Below are 20,419 nucleotides of genomic sequence, written 5' to 3'. Positions count from 1 at the left end.
CGACAATCGACGGAGATTCACATGCGCGCAATCATGGTCATGTTCGACAGCCTCAACAGGCGTCTGCTGCCGAACTTCGGAGCCGACGAGATCGAGGCGCCCAACTTCGAGCGGCTCGCCCGGATGAGCGTGACCTTCGACAACTGCTACGCCGGAAGCATGCCGTGCATGCCCGCCCGCCGCGAACTGCACACCGGCCGTTACAATTTCCTCCACCGTTCGTGGGGTCCGCTCGAGCCGTTCGACGACTCGATGCCCGAGATCCTCAAGAACAAGGGCGTCCACACCCACCTCGCTACCGACCACCAGCATTACTGGGAGGACGGCGGGGCCACCTACCACGCCCGCTACAGCACCTTCGAGTTCTTCCGCGGTCAGGAGGGCGACCCGTGGAAGGCTCATGTAGGCGGGGTCACCCCGCCGCCGAACAGCAACGGCGACAATTTCCTGACGCGCCAGGACTGGGTGAACCGGCTCTACCTGACGGATGAGGCCGACCACCCGCAGACGCTCACGTTCGATGCCGGCCTGGGCTTCCTGGAGACGAACGTCGACAAGCAGGACTGGTTCCTCCAGGTGGAGACGTTCGATCCGCACGAGCCCTTCTTCAGCTATGAGCGGTACCGCGAGCTGTACCCCGAGCGCAATGACGAGCGCATCTACGACTGGCCCTCGTACCGGCGGGTCATCGAGGACGATGCGACGGTCGACGCCGTGCGGGCGGAGTATTTCGCCCTCGTCTCGATGTGCGATCGCTCCCTCGGACGCGTGCTGGACTTCATGGACGAGCACGACATGTGGGACGACACGATGCTGATCGTCAACACCGATCACGGGTTCCTGCTGGGCGAGCACGGATGGTGGGGCAAGAGCGTCATGCCGTGGTTCGACGAGAGCATCCATACGCCCCTCTTCCTCTGGGATCCGCGGGTCCGCGAGAAGGACGCGCGGCGTTCGAGCCTCGTCGCGACCATCGACATCGCCCCGACTCTCCTGGACTTCTTCGGCATCGCACCGACGCCCGACATGCAGGGGCGGCCGCTTCAGTCCGTCGTCACCGACGACACGCCCGTGCGCGATGCGACCCTCTTCGGCGTCCACGGCTCGCACGTGAGCATCACGGATGGTCGGTACGTCTATATGCGCGCCTGCGCGACCGATGACAACCGGCCCCTCTTCGAGTACACGCTGATGCCCACGCACATGCGCAGCCGGTTCTTCGTCGAAGAGCTCCGCGACCTCGAGCTCGCCGAGCCGTTCGCATTCACGAAGGGCGTCAAGACGCTCAAGATCCCCGCCGGCCCTGCGGGAGATCCCGCCGCGTACGGGACGCTGCTCTACGACCTCGTCGAGGATCCCGACCAGCGCAACCCGCTTCGGGATCCGGCCCTCGAGCGCCGGATGGCCGAGCTGCTCGTCGTCGCCCTGCGCGAGAGCGACGCGCCGTCCGACCAGTTCGAGCGTCTGGGACTGCCTGCCCAAGGCCCCGTGACGTCGGAGCACCTCCTCGTGGAGCGGCAGTGGGACCGCGTGCTCGCCTCGTCCTCGCCGGCCCCGCTGATGTCGGACTTCCCGCGCGGTTCCCACGTCGTCACGACCCCCATCGGCCGCCTGCTCGAGGACGACCGCACCCGAGGGCTCATCCACGAGGCGTTCCCGTCCACCCGCAACGACTCGTTCGGACGCTACTTCTCCGGGATGACGCCCATCATGCTCACGGCGGCGATGCCGCAGATCAAGAAAGAGCGGCTGGACGAACTGGAGGCCGCGCTCGTCGCCGCAATCGGGACCGCGCTGACGCCGACTGACGAGACGATTCCGGCGCACTGAGCGCTCGGGCCGGGCGACGGGTTATCCCGCCGCTCGGCCCGCCGGCCATCGCATCGAACGGCGGGTCCGGCTTCGGCGATGCCCGATCTCGCCTCTGAGGACACTCAGGACACCCTGTCGCGCCCACCGGGTTTTTTCGTCCGATCTGGGCTTTGTCCCAGCGATGTCGGAGCGCGACAAAATCGCGGTTGCGAAAACCTTGTGGTCACTCGGATTTCCCTCTAGAGTCTCACTCAAGCAGTCCGAAGAAGGACTGCACACAGCACCGGAAGGACGAGGATGTTCAAGATCAAGCGGATGGCCGCAGTCGCCATCGCGGCAGCGGCGCTCGCGCTCGCGGGCTGCGCCGGTGGCGGCGGAGGCGGCGATGAGGGCGATGGCGCCACCGGCGGCACGCTGACGTGGGGCGTCATCGCCCAGGCGTCGACCTTCCAGCAGAAGGACATGCGCTGGGCCAACGAATCGCCCTACGGACAGGCGGTCTACGACTCCCTGCTCAACGTCGACCCCGAGTTCAATGTCGAGCCGAACCTCGCCACGGAGTGGTCGTACAACGACGACAACACCGTCCTCACGCTCACCCTTCGTGACGACGTGAAGTTCACGAACGGCGAGACGCTCACAGCGACGGACGCTGCGGCGAGCCTGCTGGGCTTCCGCGACGGCAACTCGCCGAACAAGACGCTGCTGCGCTACGTGGCCGACGCTACGGCGGTCGACGACACGACGCTCGAGATCACGCTGAGTGAGCCCGACCCTGGCCTGCTCACTGCGATCACGCAGAACGCTGGGCTGGTCGCGCCGGCCGACAAGGTGGACGACCCGGCGACGGCCACGGATCCGGTCGGATCGGGCCCGTACATCCTCAACACCGGTGAGACGGTCGTGGGCAGCAGCTACGTATTCGACAAGAACCCGGACTACTGGAACCCCGACCACCAGCACTACGACAAGCTCGTCCTCCAGGTGTACACCGCCGCGCCGGCGCTGCTGAGCGCGGTGCAGGGCGGCCAGGTCAACGTCTCGAATGTGATCGACCGCACGACGCTTCCGCAGATGGAGGCCGCCGGCTACACCCTCAACGAATCGCAGCTCGACTGGCAGGGATTCCTCATCATGGATCGCGCCGGGACGATGGTGCCCGCTCTCGGGGAGGTCGAGGTCCGCCAGGCGATCAACATGGCGCTCGACCGCGACGCGCTGCTCCAGGCGCTCGGCAGCGGCTACGGCGAAGTCACCGACCAGATCTTCGCCCCGTGGTCGGCGGGCTACGACGAGAGTCTCGACACGCACTACGAGTACGACGTTGACGGCGCCAAGGCGCTCCTGGCCGAAGCCGGCTACCCGGACGGCTTCGAGGTCACGATGCCCCGTGTCGGCTCGATTCCCGCGGCACAGTGGACCCTCATGGCCGACCAGCTCGCCCAGATCGGCATCACCGTCAACTACGAAGACGTTCAGCCCGCCGACTTCATCAGCGCGATCCTCGGCGCGAAGTACGCCATGACCTGGTTCCAGCTGCAGATGGGACCGACCGACTGGCAGCTCGCGCAGTTCCAGATCGCGGAGCAGGCGACGTGGAATCCGTTCCACTACACGACGCCCGAGGTGACGGACTGGATCGCCACGATCCAGACCGGTACTGAGGACGAGGCGGCTCAAGCCGGCAAGGACCTCAACACGTACCTCGTCGAGAACGCCTGGAACGCGCCCTTCTACCGCCCGACCCAGGTCTTCGTCAGCGACGCCAAGACGCAGGTCCAGCCGCAGGTCGGCAACGTGGTTCCCTACCTCTGGAACGTCCAGCCCAAGTAGGCATCGGTGCCGGGCCGGCCTCTCGGCCGGCCCGGCACCATCCACCCTCACGGCTCTCCCTTAAGGACCACCGATGCTCCGATTCATCCTCCGCCGCGTGCTCGCCGGCGTCGTACTCCTGTTCGTCGTCACGAGCATCGCGTACGTGCTTCTCTACCTCGGCGCCGGTGACATCGCCCGCCAGATCCTCGGGCAGGATGCCACGCAGGAGCAGGTCGCTCAGCTGAACGCCCAGCTCGGCCTGAACCAGCCCGTCGTCGTGGCCTACTGGAACTGGCTCACCGGCGCTCTCACAGGCGACTTCGGCACCTCCTGGTTCACCCAGCAGCCGGTGGTGCAGGCGATCTCGTCCCGCGTCGCCGTCACGCTGTCGCTCGTCATCGGCACAGTCCTCGTCACGGCTGTCGTCGGGACCGCCCTCGGCGTGTGGGCCGCCCGCAAGCGCGGCGCAGCAGACCGGACCGTTCAGGTCGTCTCGGTGCTCGGCTTCGCGATCCCCGGCTTCCTCATTGCCATCTTCCTCGTCAGCGTGTTCGCAATCCAGCTCGGCTGGTTCGAGCCGACGGGCTTCGTGCCTCTATCGACATCGTTCACCGGCTGGCTCAGCACCGTGACGCTGCCGATCATCGCTCTGTCGGTCGGCGCCATCGCAGCCATCGCAGCCCAGATCCGCGGTGGGGTCATCGACACCATGCGCCAGGACTGGGTGCGCACTCTGCGAAGCCGGGGACTCTCCGAGAACAGGGTGCTCTACAAGCACGTGCTGCGCAATGCCGCCGGACCCGCCCTCGCCGTGCTCGCCGTGCAGTTCATCGGCCTGATCGGCGGAGCCATCATCGTCGAGCAGATCTTCGCGATCCCGGGCCTCGGCCAGATCGCCACCACCTCCACGGCACAGGGCGACATCCCCCTCGTCATGGGTCTGGTCGTGGTCACCGCCCTGATCACCGTGATCGTCAACATCGTCCTCGAAATCCTCCACGGATTCCTCAACCCGAAGGCACGCGTCTCATGAGCGAGTCGGCAACCACCCCCACGATCGACGTTCAGACGGAGGAGCGCGCCGCACGCTCCCACGTCATGGCGCGGCTCCTGCGCAACCCGATGGGCCTGACGGCGCTCATCGTCCTCGCGATCGTCTTCCTGATCGCGCTGTTCGCCGACTTCCTCGCCCCGATGGATCCCAACCAGTCGGACATCAATCAGATCATGGCCCCACCCAGCGCGGACCACCTGCTGGGCGCGGACAGCGCCGGCCGCGACATCCTCTCCCGGCTGTTGTTCGCCACGCGCTACAGCGTCGCTGGCGCTCTCTGGGCCGTGCTCATCGCCGCCCTCATCGGCGTGACGAGCGGTCTCATCGCCGGGTACTACCAGAAGTGGTTCGAGACCACCTCGGTCGCGGTCATCAGCGTCATCCAGGCGCTGCCGGGCCTGGTCATCCTGCTCGCCGCGCGTTCCGTCGTGGGCCCCTCCCTCTGGATCATCATGGCCGTCTTCGGTCTGATCCTCTCCCCCGCGTTCTATCGCCTGACCTCCACAGCGGTCATCGGGGTACGGCACGAGTTGTATGTCGACGCTGCGCGCGTCGCGGGTGTGAGCGACGCCAGCATCATCGGACGCCATATCCTCGCGGTCGTGCGCGCACCGATCGTCATCCAGGCCGCGCTGCTGGCGGGCATCGCGATCGCGGTCCAGTCCGGACTTGACTTCCTCGGCCTCGGCGACCCCGACATCCCGACGTGGGGCTCCATGCTGTCGGATGCGTTCTCACGCATGTACCAGGCGCCTCTGATGCTCGTGTGGCCTTCCGCAGCGATCGCCATCACGTCCATCGCCCTCGTGCTGTTCGGAAACGCCCTCCGCGACGAGCTCGAGCGCGCCGCAGCCAAGCCCAAGCGGCGCAAGAAGCGCGGCGCCGCCGCCGTCGCCGCCGCCTCGGCCAGTTCGACGATGGTCCATGCCGAGACGGAGGACACCCGCGCGGTACTCCTCGAGGTGACCGGCCTCGTCGTCGGCTACGACCAGCCCGACGGCAGCGTCAAGCAGGTTGTGAACGGCGTGTCTCTCAAGGTCCGCAAGGGCGAGGTGCACGGGCTCATCGGCGAATCCGGATCCGGCAAGACGCAGACCGCCTGGAGCATCCTGCGCCTCCTTCCGGCAGGTGGGCGCATCGTCTCAGGCACCGTGCTGTTCGACGACAAGGATCTCGCCCACCTGTCGGACCGGGCCATGCAGAAGATCCGCGGCCGTCGAATCGCATACATCCCGCAGGAGCCGATGTCGAACCTCGACCCGTCGTTCACGATCGGCGCGCAACTCGTCGAGCCGATGCGCGTGACGCTCGGCATCTCGGCCGCCGAGGCCAAGAAGCGAGCCCTCGCCCTGCTCGCGCGAGTCGGCATCCCGAACCCGGAGCGCACCTTCACGGCGTACCCGCACGAGGTCTCGGGCGGCATGGCTCAGCGCGTCCTCATCGCCGGCGCCGTCTCGTGCGAAGCCGACCTCATCATCGCGGACGAGCCGACGACTGCTCTGGACGTCACGGTGCAGGCCGAGATCCTCGACCTGCTGCGTGAGCTGCAGGCCGACCTCGGCGTGAGCGTGCTGATCGTGACGCACAACTTCGGCGTCGTCGCCGACCTGTGCGATCGCGTGTCGGTCATGCAGAACGGCCTCATCGTCGAGACGGGGCCGGCGCGGGCGATCTTCGCGTCGCCGCAGCATCCCTACACGCAGTCTCTCTTCGACGCGATCCTCGAGGACGGTGCGGCCCGCGGATCGCTGGACACGTCATCCCAACCGCGCAAGCTCGAGGAAGGTGCAGCCCGATGAACCCCGAACCACTGCTCGTCGTCGAGGACCTGGTCGTCGAGTACCCCGCCAAGGGATTCCGCAAGAAGCCGTTCCGCGCTCTGAAGGGCGTCTCCATCGACATCCATCCCGGCGAGTGCGTCGGTCTGGTGGGCGAGTCGGGTTCCGGCAAGACCACGCTGGGCCGTGCTGTGCTCGGCCTCGCGCCCGTCACGGAAGGGAAGGTGCTCTTCAAGGGCAAGGACATCGCGCATCTGGGCCGGAAAGAGCGCCGCGCGCTGTCCGACGACATCCAGGTCGTCTTCCAGGACCCGTACTCGTCGCTGAACCCGTCGCTCACGATCGAACAGACGCTCGCGGAGCCGCTGCGCGTCAAGAAGATCTCGGCGGCTGACGCGTCCCGTCGCATCCGCGGCCTCCTGGACCAGGTCGGACTGCCGTCCAACTCGGCCGGCCGCCTCCCGCGCGAGTTCTCGGGTGGACAGCGGCAGCGCATCGCGATCGCCCGCGCGCTCGCTCTGGAACCTCAGCTCATCGTCTGCGACGAGCCGGTCTCCGCGCTCGACTTGTCGACGCAGGCGCGCGTCCTCGACCTCTTCAAGGACATCCAGGAGGCGACCGGCGTCGCGTACCTGTTCGTCTCGCACGACCTCGCCGTCGTGCGCCACCTGAGCCACCGCGTGGCCGTCATGTACCACGGCGAGATCGTGGAGTACGGCGACGGCGACAAGGTCACGAGCCGCCCGGATCACCCCTACACGCAGCGCCTCCTGCTCGCGGCCCCGGTGCCCGACCCGGCGCGCCAGGAGAAGCGGCGGATCGATCGGCGAAAGCTGCTCGACGAGCAGCGCAGACAGGACCTCGAGTTCAGTCTCACGCGAACCGGAACGTCGCTCGTCGTCGGCGAGTGACGCCCTGCACGTCCGGCCCGCTCACCACCCCACGGAAGGACGTCCTGTGACGCGCCCCAACCTCATCTTCATCATGTCCGATGATCACGCAGCGCACGCGATCTCGGCGTACGGCAGCCGTGTCAACCACACGCCCCAGCTCGATCGCATCGCGAACGAAGGGGTGCGGATGGATGCTGTCTACTGCACGAACTCCATCTGCAGCCCGTCGCGCGCCACGATCCTCACCGGGACGTACAGCCACGTGAACGGCGTCTCGTCGATCTGGACCGAGATGGATTACCGGGTCCCGACGTTCATCGAGGTGCTGCAGCAGGAGGATTATCGCACCGCGATCTTCGGCAAATGGCACCTCGGCGAGCACGGCGGCTCGCTGCCACGCGGATTCGACGCATGGAAGATCCTCCCGGGTCAGGGCGATTACATCGATCCGGAGATGATCGACCCGTCGGGGACCGCCGTCATGCCCGGCTATGCGACCGACATCATCACGGACCTGTCGATCGACTGGATGGAGAGTCTGGACCGCGATGACGCGTTCTGCATGCTGGTGCACCACAAGGCCCCGCACCGCCCGTGGATCCCGGACGAGAAGCACAAGCACCTCTACGCGGACGGGGACATCCCCGAGCCCGACACCTTCTTCGACGACAATGCGACCCGCAGCAAGGCGGTCCAGGGCGTCCACATGACGATCGCGGACGACATGGGCGCCGACGATCTCAAGGAGGAGGTGCCGGAGCACCTGCGCGGCCCGGAGAACCGCGAGGCTCGCATGCGCTGGAAGTACCAGATCTACATGCGCGACTACCTCCAGTGCATCCAGTCGATCGACGACAACGTCGGACGACTGCTGGACTACCTGGAGGAGAAGGGCCTCGCCGAGAACACCCTTGTCGTCTACACCTCCGACCAGGGGTTCTTCCTCGGCGATCACGGCTGGTTCGACAAGCGCCTGATGTTCGACCAGTCCCTGCAGATGCCCATGCTCGTGCGGTGGCCCGCCGAGATCGCCGCCGGGAGCCGCTGCGAGGCGATCATCACGAACGTGGACTTCGCCGCGACGTTCCTGGACGTGTGCGGCATCGATGCAGCCCAAGCCCTGCCCACGTCGCAGGGACGCAGCTTCCGTCCGCTGCTGCGCGGGGAGCAGGTCGAGGACTGGCCGGATGCCGCCTACTACCGCTACTGGGAGCACGACGACCCCATCCACGCGGCGCCGGCGCACTACGGCATCCGAACGGGCACGCACAAGCTCATCTACTACTACGGCGCCGGCCTCGGCGTGCCGGGCGCGTCGGAGCGGATCTTGGAGCCGGAATGGGAGCTCTACGACCTCGTGGCGGACCCCGCGGAGCTGCGCAACGTCGCGGACGAGCCCGCGTACGCGGACGTCCGCGCCGACCTCGAGCGCAAGCTCGCGGAGTACCAGGAGCGCTACAAGGACATTCCCTACGCGGGCGCGGAGACTCCGCGCCCCGAGTGGGGGCCGTACGACGAGCAGCTGTTCGAGATGGTCGAGAAGTATGTCGCGGAGATCCGCGGGTCGAGTTGAGAGCCGGTCCGCTGTTCGATCGACGTCGGTCGCCGCGCAGCGCGTGGCGACCGACGTCGCTTCAGATGGAGCCGCTTCCCCGGAGGGCGACCGCGATGACGATCGCAACGCTCGTGATCCCGACGGCGCAGATGAACAGCGCGAGGGCGAGGAGGATGCCGGCACCGGGCATCCGCGCGCGATCACCCTCGCGCCGCAGAGCCTCGTTCACGCGGCGGTAGCGCCGTCGCGCGCCGATATAGAGCCATGCGGTCATGAGCAGGCCCGCGACGCCCCCGAGGGACCACCAGGCCTCGCCGAAGGCGGCGGGCAGCAGCCGGAACGCGACGAGCGAGCCCGCCGCGAGCGCGAGGGCGGTGCGACGCCAGGCGAGTTCGGTGCGCTCGGGCTGCAGACCCGGGTCGAACAGGGTGCTCATCGCAGCAGGATCGCGAGCAGCACGAGGACGCCCGCGATCGTGACCGAGCCGCCGAGGACGAGGCCGAGCGCCGACGTGGGCAGAGGCCTGCTCTCGCGCAGGGCGAGCTCCGTGCGCATCCAGCCGTACCACGCGAGTGCGGGGGTCAGGATGCCGACGCCCACGAGAACGAGGGACGCCGCGAGGCGAAGTCCCGCATGCAGATCAAGGCCGAGCACCTCGAGCGCGACACCGCCCGCGATGAGGGCGAGGGCCGTGCGGATCCAGGCGAGGAAGGTGCGCTCGTTCGCGAGGGTGAAGCGTGCGTCGGGCTCGGTTCCGCGCGAGAAGACGGCGCGGGGGAACCGGCGATCACTCATGCCGCCACCGTCCGGAATCCCGCATTGCCCATCGACGAGTCGGGGGTGTTCCGCGACCGCGCCGCGTTGCGGTACCGGTTGCAGTACGAGCTGTGGCACAGATAGCTGCCGCCGCGCAGAACCCGCGCCGATCCGCTTTCGGGCCCGGGCGGGCTCTCGGCAGGAGAGTGGCGGTAGTACGCGGCGTCGAACCAGTCCTGGCACCACTCCCACACGTTCCCGACCGTCTGCCACACGCCGTAGCCGTTCGGCTGGAACGCGCGCACGGGCGCCGTCGTGAGGTACCCGTCCTCCCGCGTGTTGACACGGGGGAACTCGCCCTGCCAGATGTTCGCGCGCCAGACCCCGTCGTCGACCTCCGAGTCGCCCCACGGGTACTTCGCCTGATCGATGCCGCCCCTGGATGCGTACTCCCACTCGGCCTCAGTCGGCAGTCGCCGGCCCGCCCACTCGCAGTAGGCGACCGCGTCGTTCCAGCTCACGTGCACGACGGGATGGTCCTCCAGCCCCTCGATCGACGAATCGCGACCGCCGGGATGCCGCCAATCGGCGCCGCGCACTCCGAACCACCAGGGGGTTCCGGAGGCGGGGCCCATCACGTCTTCGGCGGGGGCGCTGACGGCGTGGTGGAACACGGCGGAGTAGCCGAAGGTCTCCGCCTCGGTGCGATAGCCCGTCGCACGCGCGAAGAGCTCGAACGCGGTGTTCGTGACGCTCGTCGCATCGATCGAGAACGCACCCAATCGCACACGGTGCTGGGGCACTTCGCCATCGGCGGGGTTGCGGTCACCCGACGAGTCGCCCATGACGAATTCGCCGCCGGGGATGAGGGCCTGCTCCGCAACGTGGCGGGACGGCCCTGTCAGCGCGTCGAGCGTGATGGCCGCCCGCCCGCCCGCCTCGACGAACTGCGCTCGCCCCGGAGCGCCGCACCCGCATGCTTCGCCGCAGCCGGCGCCCGTGCTCATGACGGCTCGGAGCGGCGGGCGCCGGCCAGCCGCGGATCATCGAAGGCGTCGACGAAGGAGGCGAAGAAGTCCGAGAGCTCTTGCGCCATGTCGACGACTTCCCGGTCGAGCAGCCATTGGACCTGAAGGCCGTCCATGAGCGCGATTGTGGCGATCGCCGCACGAACCGGTTCCACGTCCGTGCTGAGCCGACCATCGTCGCGGAGGCGACCGAACGCAGCCGAGAGGGAGGCGCGCGTCTCGTCGTAGCGGCGGATGAAGTAGTCGTGCGCTGGGTGATCGGGCGACGTCGCCTCAGCAGACAGGGCGCAATAGAGCTCCACGACCCCCGGAACGCTCGCGTTGTAGGCGGCGAGCTCGACGAGACCGCGGAGGGTCTCCGCCCCGTCGGGCGAGCCCATCGGCACGATGCTGCGGGACTGCTCGTCGCGGTGCTCGAGGACGGCCTCTAGCAGCTTCACCTTGTTGGGGAAATGGTGGAGCAGCCCGGCTTCGCTAATCCCCACGAGGTTTGCGACGTCGCGGATCGAGCCCGACCGGTACCCGGACTGTGCGAATACCTCCAAGGCCGCGTCAAGGATCGCGACCTTTCTCGCGCGCGTCTTGGCGTACTCGCCGCGCGGCCTGCGCACGGGCGGTGCATCTGTAGAGCTCGTCATCCTCGTTCTCCGCGTTCAGCGCCCACCGGACCGCGGTGAGACGTTCGGGAGCCGTTCCGATCATTGTGGAGCACCATGTCGTGGAAACGAATCGGTCGATCGGATTTCGTGTGACACCCGATGCCCACTCGGCTGCGACTCACGATCACCCTATCCCTGTGTCGATCTAAAACCTAGCGATCACTAGGCTTTGGTGCTAGCGTTTCGGGCAGAGGATCCACGGTCGTGTCGCTCGCAGCGAGTCCGCGTCGAGGATTCCGCCGAGCCGCCTCCCACACGAAGGACCGTCCGTGACCTCGAATCCCACGACGCAGCAGTCCCACCAGCCCGCGACCGTCCAGCACCTCATCCCTCTGCTCGAGAAGCTGACCCTCGAGCAGAAGGCGGCGCTCATCCAGGGCGCCGACTTCTGGACGACGGTGCCGATGCCCGAGATCGGGCTGCGGGCCATGACCCTCTCCGACGGCCCGGCCGGCGTCCGCGGCCCGCGGTGGGACGAGCGGGAGCCCTCCCTCAACCTCCCGTCCGGTTCAGCCCTCGCCGCATCATGGGACGTCGACCTGGCCTACCGGTACGGCGCGGCCGCGGCATCCGAAGCCCGTCGCAAGGGCGTCGACGTCGTGCTCGGACCGACGATCAACCTCCACCGCTCGCCCCTCGGCGGACGCCACTTCGAGTGCTTCAGCGAAGATCCCGAGCTGTCGGCCGAGCTCGCCGCGGCGTACGTGCGCGGCCTCCAGGACAACGGCGTGGGTGCGACGCCCAAGCACTACGTCGCCAACGACTCGGAGACCGACCGCTTCACGGTCGACGTCCAGGTCGACGCGCGCCCGCTGCACGAGCTGTACCTCGCCCCGTTCGAGCGGGCTGTCGAGGCGGGCGCGTGGACGATCATGAGCGCCTACAACTCCGTCCACGGCGCGACGATGACCGAGCACGACCTGCTCGAGTCGCCCCTCAACTCCGTCTGGGGCTTCGACGGCGTCGTGATCAGCGACTGGACCGCCGTGCGGTCGCTGGGCGCGATCCCGGCGGCGCAGGACCTCGCGATGCCCGGTCCGGCTCCCGCGTTCGCGGGCCTGGTCGAGGCCGTCCGCAACGGCGAGATCGACGAGGCCGACATCGACCGCAAGGTGCTGCGCCTCCTCCTCCTCGCCGAGCGGGTAGGCGCCCTCGAGGGCACCGAGCCGAAGACGCCGAGCGCGATCGACGGCGTCGCGTTCACGCGCGAGGCCGAGGTCGCCGGGACGGTGCTGCTCGCCAACGACGGCATCCTCCCGCTGGATGCTTCGTCACTCACACGGATCGCGGTCATCGGCCACAACGCGCGCGAGGCCCGTACCCAGGGCGGCGGCAGCGCGACGGTCCTGCCCGAGCGCATCACGTCGCCGCTGGACGGCATCCGCTCCGCCTTCCCCGGCGCCGACGTGCGATACGAGCTGGGCGCCGTCGTGCAGGAGGGCGTCGCCGAGATCCCGCTCGACCGGCTCACGAACCCCCTCACGGGCGAGCCCGGAGTGCGCGTCACGTTCTTCGACGGCGAGGGCGCCGAGATCTTCGCCGAGGACCGCCGGTCGACGGCGCTCGTCTGGTTCGGCGGCGACGCCCCGATCGCGGCGAGCCGTCGCGTCGTGATCGAGGGCGTCTACACGCCTGCGGAGTCCGGCGAGATCCTGCTCGGCTTCGCGGGCGCAAACCCCGGTCGGCTCTTCATCGACGACCAGCTTCTCGTCGACGACGTGCCCGTCATCGAGGGCACCGACCTCGGCGCGGCCTTCCTCAACCCGCCGTCGCTCACGGCCGCGGTGCCGGTCGAGGCAGGCGTCGACCGGCGCTTCCGCGTCGAGCTCACCCTCGAGCAGGGCGGCGCTCTCGCAGGCGCGCTGTCGGCCACCGTGGGTATCGCACCGGACGACTCCGACCCCGACGGCCTCATCGAGCGCGCCGTCGCGACCGCCGCGGGTGCCGATGTGGCCATCGTCGTCGTCGGCACCAACTCGAAGGTCGAGTCGGAGGGTTACGACCGCCCGGACCTCGACCTGCCCGGCCGCCAGGACGAGCTGGTGCGCGCGATCGCCGCGACCGGCACGCCGACGATCGTCGTCGTGAACGCGGGTGCGCCGGTCGTCCTGCCCTGGGCCTCTGACGTCGCCGCCGTCGTCCAGGGATGGTTCGGCGGCCAGGAGTTCGGCTCCGCCCTCGCCGACGTCCTCTCGGGCGCCGCCGAGCCGGGCGGACGCCTCCCCACGACGTGGCCGGCGACCCTCGAAGACGTCCCCGTCACCGATGTCACGCCGCAGGACGGCGTCCTCCACTACGAGGAGGGCCTGCACATCGGCTACCGCGCGTGGCTCAAGGACGGCGCCCAGCCGGCCTTCCCGTTCGGCCACGGCCTCGGCTACACGTCCTGGTCGTGGGGCGTCGCGCAGCGCGACGGCGACGTCCTCGAGGTCACGCTCGCCAACACCGGCGACCGCGCGGGCAAGCAGGTCGTGCAGGTCTACGCCGAGCGTCCCGACTCCGAGATCGAGCGCGCCGAGCGCTGGCTCGTCGGCTTCGCGGCGGTCCAGGCTGCGCCGGGCGAGACCGTGACCGCCAGCATCCCGCTCCCGGCGCGCCGCTTCGCGCACTGGACGGGCGAATGGTCGGTCGAGGCCGGCGCCTACACACTGCGGGCCGGGGCATCCGTCGCCGACCTGCCGTTGTCAGCCGAGTGGGAGATCGCCTGACCATCGCGTGACGCGAACCGCGGCATCCCTTCTGGCGATGCCGCGGTTCGCGACCTCCCAGCCGGCGGACCGCACCACCCAACGCCGGCCGAAAGCCACCTCGACACAAGGCCTCACGCAATGACGACGCTGTACAACCCGCTGCTCAACGGCTTCCACCCCGACCCGTCCGTCGTCCGCGTGGGCGACGAGTGGTTCCTCGCGACCTCGACGTTCGAGTACCTGCCCGGCATCCCGATCCACCGCTCGACCGACTTCGAGACGTGGGAGCTCATCGGCCAGGTCGCCACGCGACCCGGTCAGCTCGCCGTCGAGGACGTGCCGACGGCCGGCGGCGCGTGGGCGCCCACGATCCGCCACCGCGACGGCGTCTTCCACCTCGTCATCACCGACGCGATGGGCCGAGGGATGCTGCACTTCACCGCGACGGATGCCGCGGGCCCCTGGAGCGACGGTGATCTCATCCTCAAGCAGGACGGATCGGGCTCGGTCGACGGGATCGACCCCGACATCGCCTGGGATGCCGAGGGCAGTGTGTACATCACCTTCTCCGGCCTCGTCCTGAGCGGATCGCAGATCGGCGCGCATCGCGGCATCCAGCAGGTGAAGGTCGACCTCGACACGCATCGGGCCCTCGAGGAGCCCCGTTCACTGTGGTCGGGGACCGGCGGCGGCTTCCCGGAGGCGCCGCACCTGTACGCCGTGAATGACCGGTGGTACCTCATGATCGCCGAGGGCGGCACGGAGCGCGGCCACGGCATCTCGATCGCGCGCGGAGACTCGCCGGAGGGTCCCTTCGAGACCGCGCCGCAGAACCCGCTCGTCTCGGCGCGCTCGACGACGCGCCCCATCCAGAACACGGGTCACGGCGACCTCGTCGTCGGCCCCGACGGCGAGTGGCTGTGCGTGCTCCTCGGCGTCCGCCCGCGCAGCATGACCCGCGCGTTCTCGGCTCTGGGTCGCGAGACGTTCGTGACGCCCGTGCACTGGGAGGACGACGGCTGGCCGTCGATCGAGCCCGTGATGCTCAACGCCCGCCCCGGTACTCGCGTCGAGGTGCGCTTCGACGCGCCGCTCGACGGCGAATGGATCGCGGTGCGGGCGCTGCCCACGGCGGTCTCGGAGGTCTCGGGCGGGTTGCTCGTCCTGCGCGGCGACGGCTCGACGCTCGACGACCCGCGGCCCGTCTTCGTCGGCCGCCGCCAGGAGCACCTCACGAACGCCGTGACCGTGACGATGGATGCCTCGGCCGGAGTCGGCGGCCTCGCCGTGCGCTACGACGAGCACTTCCACGTCGAGGTCGAGGCGGGCGCCGGCAGCGTGACGGCGCGTGCCGTCGTGAGCGGGCTCGTGCAGGAGTGGACGACGCCGTTGGGCGGCGGGGTGCTCGACCTGCACATCGACTCGCGCAAGCCCGCGCCGACCGGGGGCTTCCCGCGCACCGGCGACGAGTTCGACCTCGCGGCCACGATCGACGGCGAGCGCGTCCACCTCGCGACCGTCGACGGGCGCTTCCTGTCGTCCGAGACGACGGAGTCCTTCACGGGTCGCGTGATCGGCGTCTACGCCGTCGACGGAGTCGTATCGTTTCAGCGGTGGCTCGCCGAAGGAGACGACGAATGACCGAACACGCACGGATCACGACGCTGCGGGCCGAGCTTCGCGATGACACCGGCTTCGTCGCGATCCCGACGCCGCGCCTGACCTGGCAGGTCGGGACGGACGAGCGCGACTGGGTGCAGGCATCCGTCGACCTCACCGACGGCGTCGAGACCGTTACCATCGACGGCGCCGAGAGCGCGCTCGTCGCATGGCCGTTCCGGCCGCTCGCGGCGGGCGACGCGCGCGACGTCGCCGTCCGGGTGCGCGCCCTGTCGGGCACCGAGACCGCGTGGAGCGAGCCGCTCCGCGTCGAGGCGGGGTTCCTCGCCGAGGGCGAGTGGGTCGCCGCGCCGATCGGCCTCGCCGATCCCGATCGCGAGGCTCAGCCCGCGCTCGTGCGCACGACGTTCACGCTCGATCGACCGCTCCGCCGGGCGCTGCTGTTCTGGACCGCGCTCGGCGTCGCCGAGCCCCAGCTCAACGGCACGGCCGTCTCGGACGACGTTCTCTCGCCGGGCTGGACGGCGTACCGCGACCGGCTCGTGCACGAGACCGTCGACGTCACGGGACTCGTGCGCGAGGGTGAGAACATCCTGGGTGCGACGATCGCGGGCGCCTGGTACACCGAGAGGTACGGCTTCTTCACCTTCACGAACCGCCTCTACGGCACGCAGCCGTCCTTCCTCGCGCAGCTGCGCGTCGAGTTCGAGGACGGCTCGGTCGAGACGGTCGCCGCGACGGATGCCTCGTGGCAAGCCTGCGGCGACGGCCCGGTCGTCGACAGCGGCATCTATCCCGGCGAGCACCAGGACCTCCGGCGCGTGATCCACGGCTGGTCATCCCCGGGGACAGGCCAGGAAACGGTCGCCGAGCCTGTCGAGGCGTCGGACCCGGGCCCGGCGCAGGACTCCGACCCCTCGACGAGCTCGGGGATCGCACAGAGCTCGGGAGCCGCGAGCGCCGGCTGGTCCCCCGCTCGCGTCGGCGCCGCCGCGCTCCCCGGCTACGAGGCCGTCCCCGTCCCCGAGGCGCGCATCGCGCCGCCCGTACGCCGCATCCAGACCCTCTCCGTCGCCGACGTGATCGCGACGCCGAGCGGCGGGCGCATCCTCGACTTCGGCCAGAACCTCGTCGGACGGCTGCGCGTGCGCGCGAGGGGCGAGGCCGGCACGCGCGTCGTGATCCGGCACGCCGAAGTCCTCGAGGATGGGGAGCTCGGCATCCGCCCCCTCCGCAATGCGAAGGCGACGGCGACGTTCGACCTGAGCGGCGGCGCGGACCTCCTCGAGTCGCGCTTCAGCTTCTACGGCTTCCGCTACGCGCAGATCGAGGGCGCCGACATCGATCCCGCCGACGTCGAGGCCGTCGTCCTGCACACCGACATGACCCGTACGGGCTGGTTCGACAGCTCGCACGAGCAGCTCGACCGCCTCCACGAGAACGTCGTGTGGGGCATGCGCGGCAACTTCCTGTCGATCCCGACCGACTGCCCGCAGCGCGACGAGCGCCTCGGCTGGACGGGCGACATCCAGGTCTTCTCGCCGACCGCGAGCTTCCTCTACGACTGCGATGGCTTCCTCACGTCGTGGCTGCGCGACCTCGCGCTCGAGCAGGCCCGCAACGACGGCGAGGTGCCTCTCGTGATCCCCGCGGCGCTTCCCGCGTTCGGCGGTGTCGGACCCACGGCGGCGTGGGGGGATGCCGCGACCGCCGTGCCGACCGTGCTCCACGATCGCTTCGGCGATCTGGGAGTGCTCGAGGCGCAGTACGACAGCATGCGGGCATGGACCGACGCCGTGCTGCGGGATGCCGGACACCACGGCCCGTGGGCGGGCCGCATGCAGCTCGGCGACTGGCTCGACCCCTCCGCGCCGCCGGACAAGCCCGGTCAGGCCAAGGTCGACGGCGACATCGTCGCGACCGCCTACCTCGCCCAGTCCCTGAGGCAGGTCGCCGACGCCGCGAGACTCCTCGGGCTGGACGAGGATGCCGAGACCTACGGCGCGCTCGCGGAGCGCAGCCGCGCGGCGTTCGTGTCGCACTACGTGACGCCCGCGGGTCGCATGATGAGCGATGCGCCAACGGCCTACGCCCTGGCCCTCGAGTTCGACCTCGTGACTGAGCCCGAGCTTCGCCAGGCGCTGTCGGACCGCCTCGCCGCGCTCGTCCGCGAAGGCGGGTACCGCATCGCGACGGGCTTCGTCGGCACGCCGCTCGTCACGGACGCGCTCACGGCGGGCGGGCACCTCGCCGAGGCCGAGCGCCTGCTGCTGCAGACGGAGTGCCCGTCGTGGCTCTACCCCGTCACGATGGGTGCGACGACGGTGTGGGAGCGCTGGGACAGCCTCCTCCCCGACGGCTCCGTCAACCCGGGCGAGATGACGTCGTTCAACCACTACGCGCTGGGCGCGGTCGCCGACTGGCTGCACCGCACGGTCGCGGGCCTCGCGCCCGATGCGCCCGGATACCGGCGCCTGCGCATCGCACCGCGCCCCCTCGCCTCGCTCTCGCACGCGTCGGCGCGTCACCTCACGCCGTACGGCGAGGCATCCGTCTCGTGGCGGCGCGACGGCGGCGAGCTCGTCGTGACCGCCGTCGTCCCCGCCAACACGACCGCGATCGTGGCGCTGCCGTCGACGGATGCCGAGCTCGAGGTCGGCTCCGGCTCGCACGAGTGGCGGGTCCCCGCGGCTGCCGCCGCGCCGCGGGCGCCCCTGCCGGGACTCGACGCGTCCCTCGCAGACGTGATCGACGATCCGCGCGCCTACCGCGCCCTGCTCGACACCCTGCGCGCGTTCGACCCGGACCGCGCCGAGGCCGTTCGCGCCGAGACGCAGTGGGGCGCGGGCCGCACGCTGCGGTCGGCGCTCATGTTCACTCCCCCGCCTGTGCTCGACGACGTCGACCGCGCTGTGCGCGATGCCACAGCCCAGCCCGCCTGACCCGAAGGGATCCCCCATGTTCGATCGTGCTTCCACCTTCGGAGAGACACTCGACCACCCCGCGGGCCGCGCCGTGCTCGAGAAGCACCTCCCCGGGATCGCGGCCTCGCCCATGGCGGCGCAGTTCCGCGACGCCCGGCTCGGCCAACTCGTCGCGCTCGCGCAGGAGCTCGAGGACCCGGCGGCGCGGCAGCGGCTGTGGGACGCCCTCGCCGAGATCGGCGACGGGACCCACGCGCCGCGCCAGTACGGGGCGGCGATCGAGCCGGACCCCGACTACGAGGGCGACGATGTTCCGCGGGGATCGGCATCCGTCACCCTCCCTCAGACCGTCGCCCGCTGGGATGTTCTCGAGGTGCGCCTCGACGGGCCCTCGCACGGCAACCCCTTCGTCGACGTCGAGGTCGACGCCGTGTTCACGCGGCCGGACGGCTCGGACGTGCGGGTCGGCGGCTTCTACGACGGCGACGGCGTGTACCTCGTCCGGGCGCTGGCCGACGCCGAGGGCGAGTGGAGCTTCCTCACGCGATCGACGGCGCGCTCGCTCGACGGCATCGTCGGCACGGCGTCGGTGGGCGCCGCCCGCGAGGGCTCGCACGGCCCCGTGCAGGTCGACGGCTTCCACTTCCGCCACGCGGACGGCACTCGCCACGTCCCGCTCGGCACGACGGCGTACGCGTGGACGCACCAGAGCGACGAGCTGCAGGAGCAGACCCTCGCGACGCTCGCCGAGGCGCCCTTCACGAAGATCCGCATGTGCCTCTTCCCGAAGTCGTATCTCTTCAACGCCAACGAGCCGTCCGACTTCGTGTTCGTCGGCTCGCTCGAGGACGGCTTCGACCACACGCGCTTCGACCCGGCCCACTTCCGCCGTCTCGAGCAGCGCATCGCGCAGCTGGCCGAGCTCGGCATCCAGGCCGACCTCATCCTCTTCCACGCGTACGACCGCTGGGGCTTCGCCGACATGGGCCCCGCCGTCGACGAGCGGTACCTGCGCTACGTCGTGCGCCGCCTGGCGGCCTTCGCGAACGTGTGGTGGTCGATGGCGAACGAGTACGACCTCATGTGGTCGAACGAGATCGAGGACTGGGAGCGGTTGGCCGCCGTCGTCGGTGAGGAGGACGCCTTCGGGCACCTCAACTCGATCCACAACTGCCGCCCGTTCTACGACTACTCCGAGCCGTGGATCACGCACGTCAGCGTGCAGCGCGTCGACGTCTACCGCACCGCCGAGAACACCGACGAGTGGCGCGAGCGGTGGGGCAAGCCCGTCGTCATCGACGAGTGCGCCTACGAGGGTGACATCGATCAGGGCTGGGGCAACATCACCGGCGAGGAGATGACGCGCCGCTTCTGGGAGGGCGCCGTCCGCGGCGGCTACGTCGGCCACGGCGAGACCTACCTCCCGCACCCGGACACCGACGAGGTGCTCTGGTGGTCGAAGGGCGGCGAGCTGCACGGCACGTCGCCGGACCGCATCCGGTTCCTTCTCGACCTGCAGGCAGAGGCGCCCGAGGGCGTGTGGGACCCGCTCCCCTCGGACTGGGACGTCCCCTGGGGCGGCGTCGCGGACTCGCATCGCGTCGCCTACTTCGGCTTCAACCGGCCCCGTTTCCGCCACGTCGTCCTCCCCGAGGGCGAGTGGACGATCGACGTCATCGACACCTGGAACATGACGATCACCCGCGTGCCGGGGACGCACCGCGGCACGGTGCGCGTCGACCTCCCCGGCCGTCAGTACATGGCCGTGCGCTGCATCCGCGTCCCCGCCTGACCCGGCCGCCCCCTCTTTCCGCGAACCCACCCTCTTTCCGCGA

Annotated in this window: 14 protein-coding genes; 10 read left to right on the top strand and 4 right to left on the bottom strand. The window is 69.6% G+C overall.

All coding sequences use genetic code 11. The annotated features are described in order from the left end of the window. Nucleotides 1–21: 21 nt before the first annotated feature. From ABZ477_RS13270 to ABZ477_RS13245, 6 genes are all read left to right on the top strand, one after another. Nucleotides 22–1,830 carry a sulfatase gene (locus tag ABZ477_RS13270; RefSeq protein WP_360133657.1) on the top strand — a complete coding sequence of 603 codons (1,809 nt, stop codon included), beginning with the start codon at nt 22–24 and terminating at the stop codon, nt 1,828–1,830. A 279-nt stretch (nt 1,831–2,109) separates the two neighbouring features. Then, a complete protein-coding gene (locus ABZ477_RS13265) occupies nt 2,110–3,645 on the top strand; it encodes an ABC transporter substrate-binding protein (protein ID WP_360133654.1) in 1,536 nt (511 codons plus the stop codon). A gap of 73 nt (nt 3,646–3,718) precedes the next feature. Beyond that, the gene (locus ABZ477_RS13260) at nt 3,719–4,660 is read left to right on the top strand and encodes an ABC transporter permease (protein WP_360133650.1); all 942 of its coding nucleotides are present in this window, start codon (nt 3,719–3,721) and stop codon (nt 4,658–4,660) included. Further along, nucleotides 4,657–6,480 carry a dipeptide/oligopeptide/nickel ABC transporter permease/ATP-binding protein gene (locus tag ABZ477_RS13255; protein WP_360133647.1) on the top strand — a complete coding sequence of 608 codons (1,824 nt, stop codon included), beginning with the start codon at nt 4,657–4,659 and terminating at the stop codon, nt 6,478–6,480. Before ABZ477_RS13260 ends, ABZ477_RS13255 begins: the two co-directional genes overlap by 4 nt. Further along, nucleotides 6,477–7,370, top strand: coding sequence for an ATP-binding cassette domain-containing protein (locus ABZ477_RS13250; RefSeq protein ID WP_360133644.1), 894 nt, complete (start codon nt 6,477–6,479; stop codon nt 7,368–7,370). Before ABZ477_RS13255 ends, ABZ477_RS13250 begins: the two co-directional genes overlap by 4 nt. A gap of 46 nt (nt 7,371–7,416) precedes the next feature. Further along, entirely contained in the window at nt 7,417–8,925 is a 1,509-nt protein-coding gene (locus ABZ477_RS13245; protein ID WP_360133641.1) for a sulfatase, read from the top strand. Between the two features lie 61 nt (nt 8,926–8,986). On the opposite strand, the gene ABZ477_RS13240 is transcribed toward ABZ477_RS13245, so the two are convergent. From ABZ477_RS13240 to ABZ477_RS13225, 4 genes are read right to left on the bottom strand one after another with little or no spacing between them, the layout of a single operon-like run. After that, complete coding sequence (locus tag ABZ477_RS13240) at nt 8,987–9,343, bottom strand: DUF202 domain-containing protein (protein WP_360133638.1); 357 nt, start codon at nt 9,341–9,343, stop codon at nt 8,987–8,989. Then, nucleotides 9,340–9,702, bottom strand: coding sequence for a DUF202 domain-containing protein (locus tag ABZ477_RS13235; RefSeq protein WP_360133635.1), 363 nt, complete (start codon nt 9,700–9,702; stop codon nt 9,340–9,342). Before ABZ477_RS13235 ends, ABZ477_RS13240 begins: the two co-directional genes overlap by 4 nt. Continuing rightward, entirely contained in the window at nt 9,699–10,670 is a 972-nt protein-coding gene (locus ABZ477_RS13230; RefSeq protein WP_360133632.1) for a formylglycine-generating enzyme family protein, read from the bottom strand. Before ABZ477_RS13230 ends, ABZ477_RS13235 begins: the two co-directional genes overlap by 4 nt. Beyond that, nucleotides 10,667–11,329 (bottom strand): TetR/AcrR family transcriptional regulator, encoded by a 663-nt coding sequence (locus tag ABZ477_RS13225; RefSeq protein ID WP_360133629.1) that lies wholly within the window; start codon nt 11,327–11,329, stop codon nt 10,667–10,669. The genes ABZ477_RS13230 and ABZ477_RS13225 overlap by 4 nt, the downstream gene beginning before the upstream one ends. 425 nt (nt 11,330–11,754) lie before the next feature. Between ABZ477_RS13225 and ABZ477_RS13220 the strand changes: the two genes are divergently transcribed. From ABZ477_RS13220 to ABZ477_RS13205, 4 genes are all read left to right on the top strand, one after another. Beyond that, nucleotides 11,755–14,058, top strand: coding sequence for a glycoside hydrolase family 3 C-terminal domain-containing protein (locus ABZ477_RS13220; protein ID WP_360133935.1), 2,304 nt, complete (start codon nt 11,755–11,757; stop codon nt 14,056–14,058). Nucleotides 14,059–14,178: 120 nt separating this feature from the next. After that, a complete protein-coding gene (locus ABZ477_RS13215; RefSeq protein ID WP_360133626.1) occupies nt 14,179–15,681 on the top strand; it encodes a family 43 glycosylhydrolase in 1,503 nt (500 codons plus the stop codon). Further along, the gene (locus ABZ477_RS13210) at nt 15,678–18,602 is read left to right on the top strand and encodes a family 78 glycoside hydrolase catalytic domain (RefSeq protein ID WP_360133623.1); all 2,925 of its coding nucleotides are present in this window, start codon (nt 15,678–15,680) and stop codon (nt 18,600–18,602) included. Before ABZ477_RS13215 ends, ABZ477_RS13210 begins: the two co-directional genes overlap by 4 nt. A 16-nt stretch (nt 18,603–18,618) precedes the next feature. Next, nucleotides 18,619–20,376 carry a DUF5605 domain-containing protein gene (locus ABZ477_RS13205; protein ID WP_360133620.1) on the top strand — a complete coding sequence of 586 codons (1,758 nt, stop codon included), beginning with the start codon at nt 18,619–18,621 and terminating at the stop codon, nt 20,374–20,376. Nucleotides 20,377–20,419: the final 43 nt, after the last annotated feature.

The organism is Microbacterium sp. NPDC019599, from assembly GCF_040632175.1.
Taxonomy (GTDB): Bacteria; Actinomycetota; Actinomycetes; order Actinomycetales; family Microbacteriaceae; genus Microbacterium.
The sequence above is the reverse complement of the archived record's forward strand: the minus strand, read 5'-3'. Positions and strand labels throughout refer to the sequence as shown.

Bases quoted from the DNA above. Each gene is read 5' to 3' on its own strand.
- ABZ477_RS13270 (WP_360133657.1), top strand. From the start codon at position 22: ATGCGCGCAATCATGGTCATGTTCGACAGCCTCAACAGGCGTCTGCTG.
- ABZ477_RS13265 (WP_360133654.1), top strand. From the start codon at position 2,110: ATGTTCAAGATCAAGCGGATGGCCGCAGTCGCCATCGCGGCAGCGGCG.
- ABZ477_RS13260 (WP_360133650.1), top strand. From the start codon at position 3,719: ATGCTCCGATTCATCCTCCGCCGCGTGCTCGCCGGCGTCGTACTCCTG.
- ABZ477_RS13255 (WP_360133647.1), top strand. From the start codon at position 4,657: ATGAGCGAGTCGGCAACCACCCCCACGATCGACGTTCAGACGGAGGAG.
- ABZ477_RS13250 (WP_360133644.1), top strand. From the start codon at position 6,477: ATGAACCCCGAACCACTGCTCGTCGTCGAGGACCTGGTCGTCGAGTAC.
- ABZ477_RS13240 (WP_360133638.1), bottom strand. From the start codon at position 9,343: ATGAGCACCCTGTTCGACCCGGGTCTGCAGCCCGAGCGCACCGAACTC.
- ABZ477_RS13235 (WP_360133635.1), bottom strand. From the start codon at position 9,702: ATGAGTGATCGCCGGTTCCCCCGCGCCGTCTTCTCGCGCGGAACCGAG.
- ABZ477_RS13230 (WP_360133632.1), bottom strand. From the start codon at position 10,670: ATGAGCACGGGCGCCGGCTGCGGCGAAGCATGCGGGTGCGGCGCTCCG.
- ABZ477_RS13225 (WP_360133629.1), bottom strand. From the start codon at position 11,329: ATGACGAGCTCTACAGATGCACCGCCCGTGCGCAGGCCGCGCGGCGAG.
- ABZ477_RS13220 (WP_360133935.1), top strand. From the start codon at position 11,755: ATGCCCGAGATCGGGCTGCGGGCCATGACCCTCTCCGACGGCCCGGCC.
- ABZ477_RS13215 (WP_360133626.1), top strand. From the start codon at position 14,179: ATGACGACGCTGTACAACCCGCTGCTCAACGGCTTCCACCCCGACCCG.
- ABZ477_RS13210 (WP_360133623.1), top strand. From the start codon at position 15,678: ATGACCGAACACGCACGGATCACGACGCTGCGGGCCGAGCTTCGCGAT.
- ABZ477_RS13205 (WP_360133620.1), top strand. From the start codon at position 18,619: ATGTTCGATCGTGCTTCCACCTTCGGAGAGACACTCGACCACCCCGCG.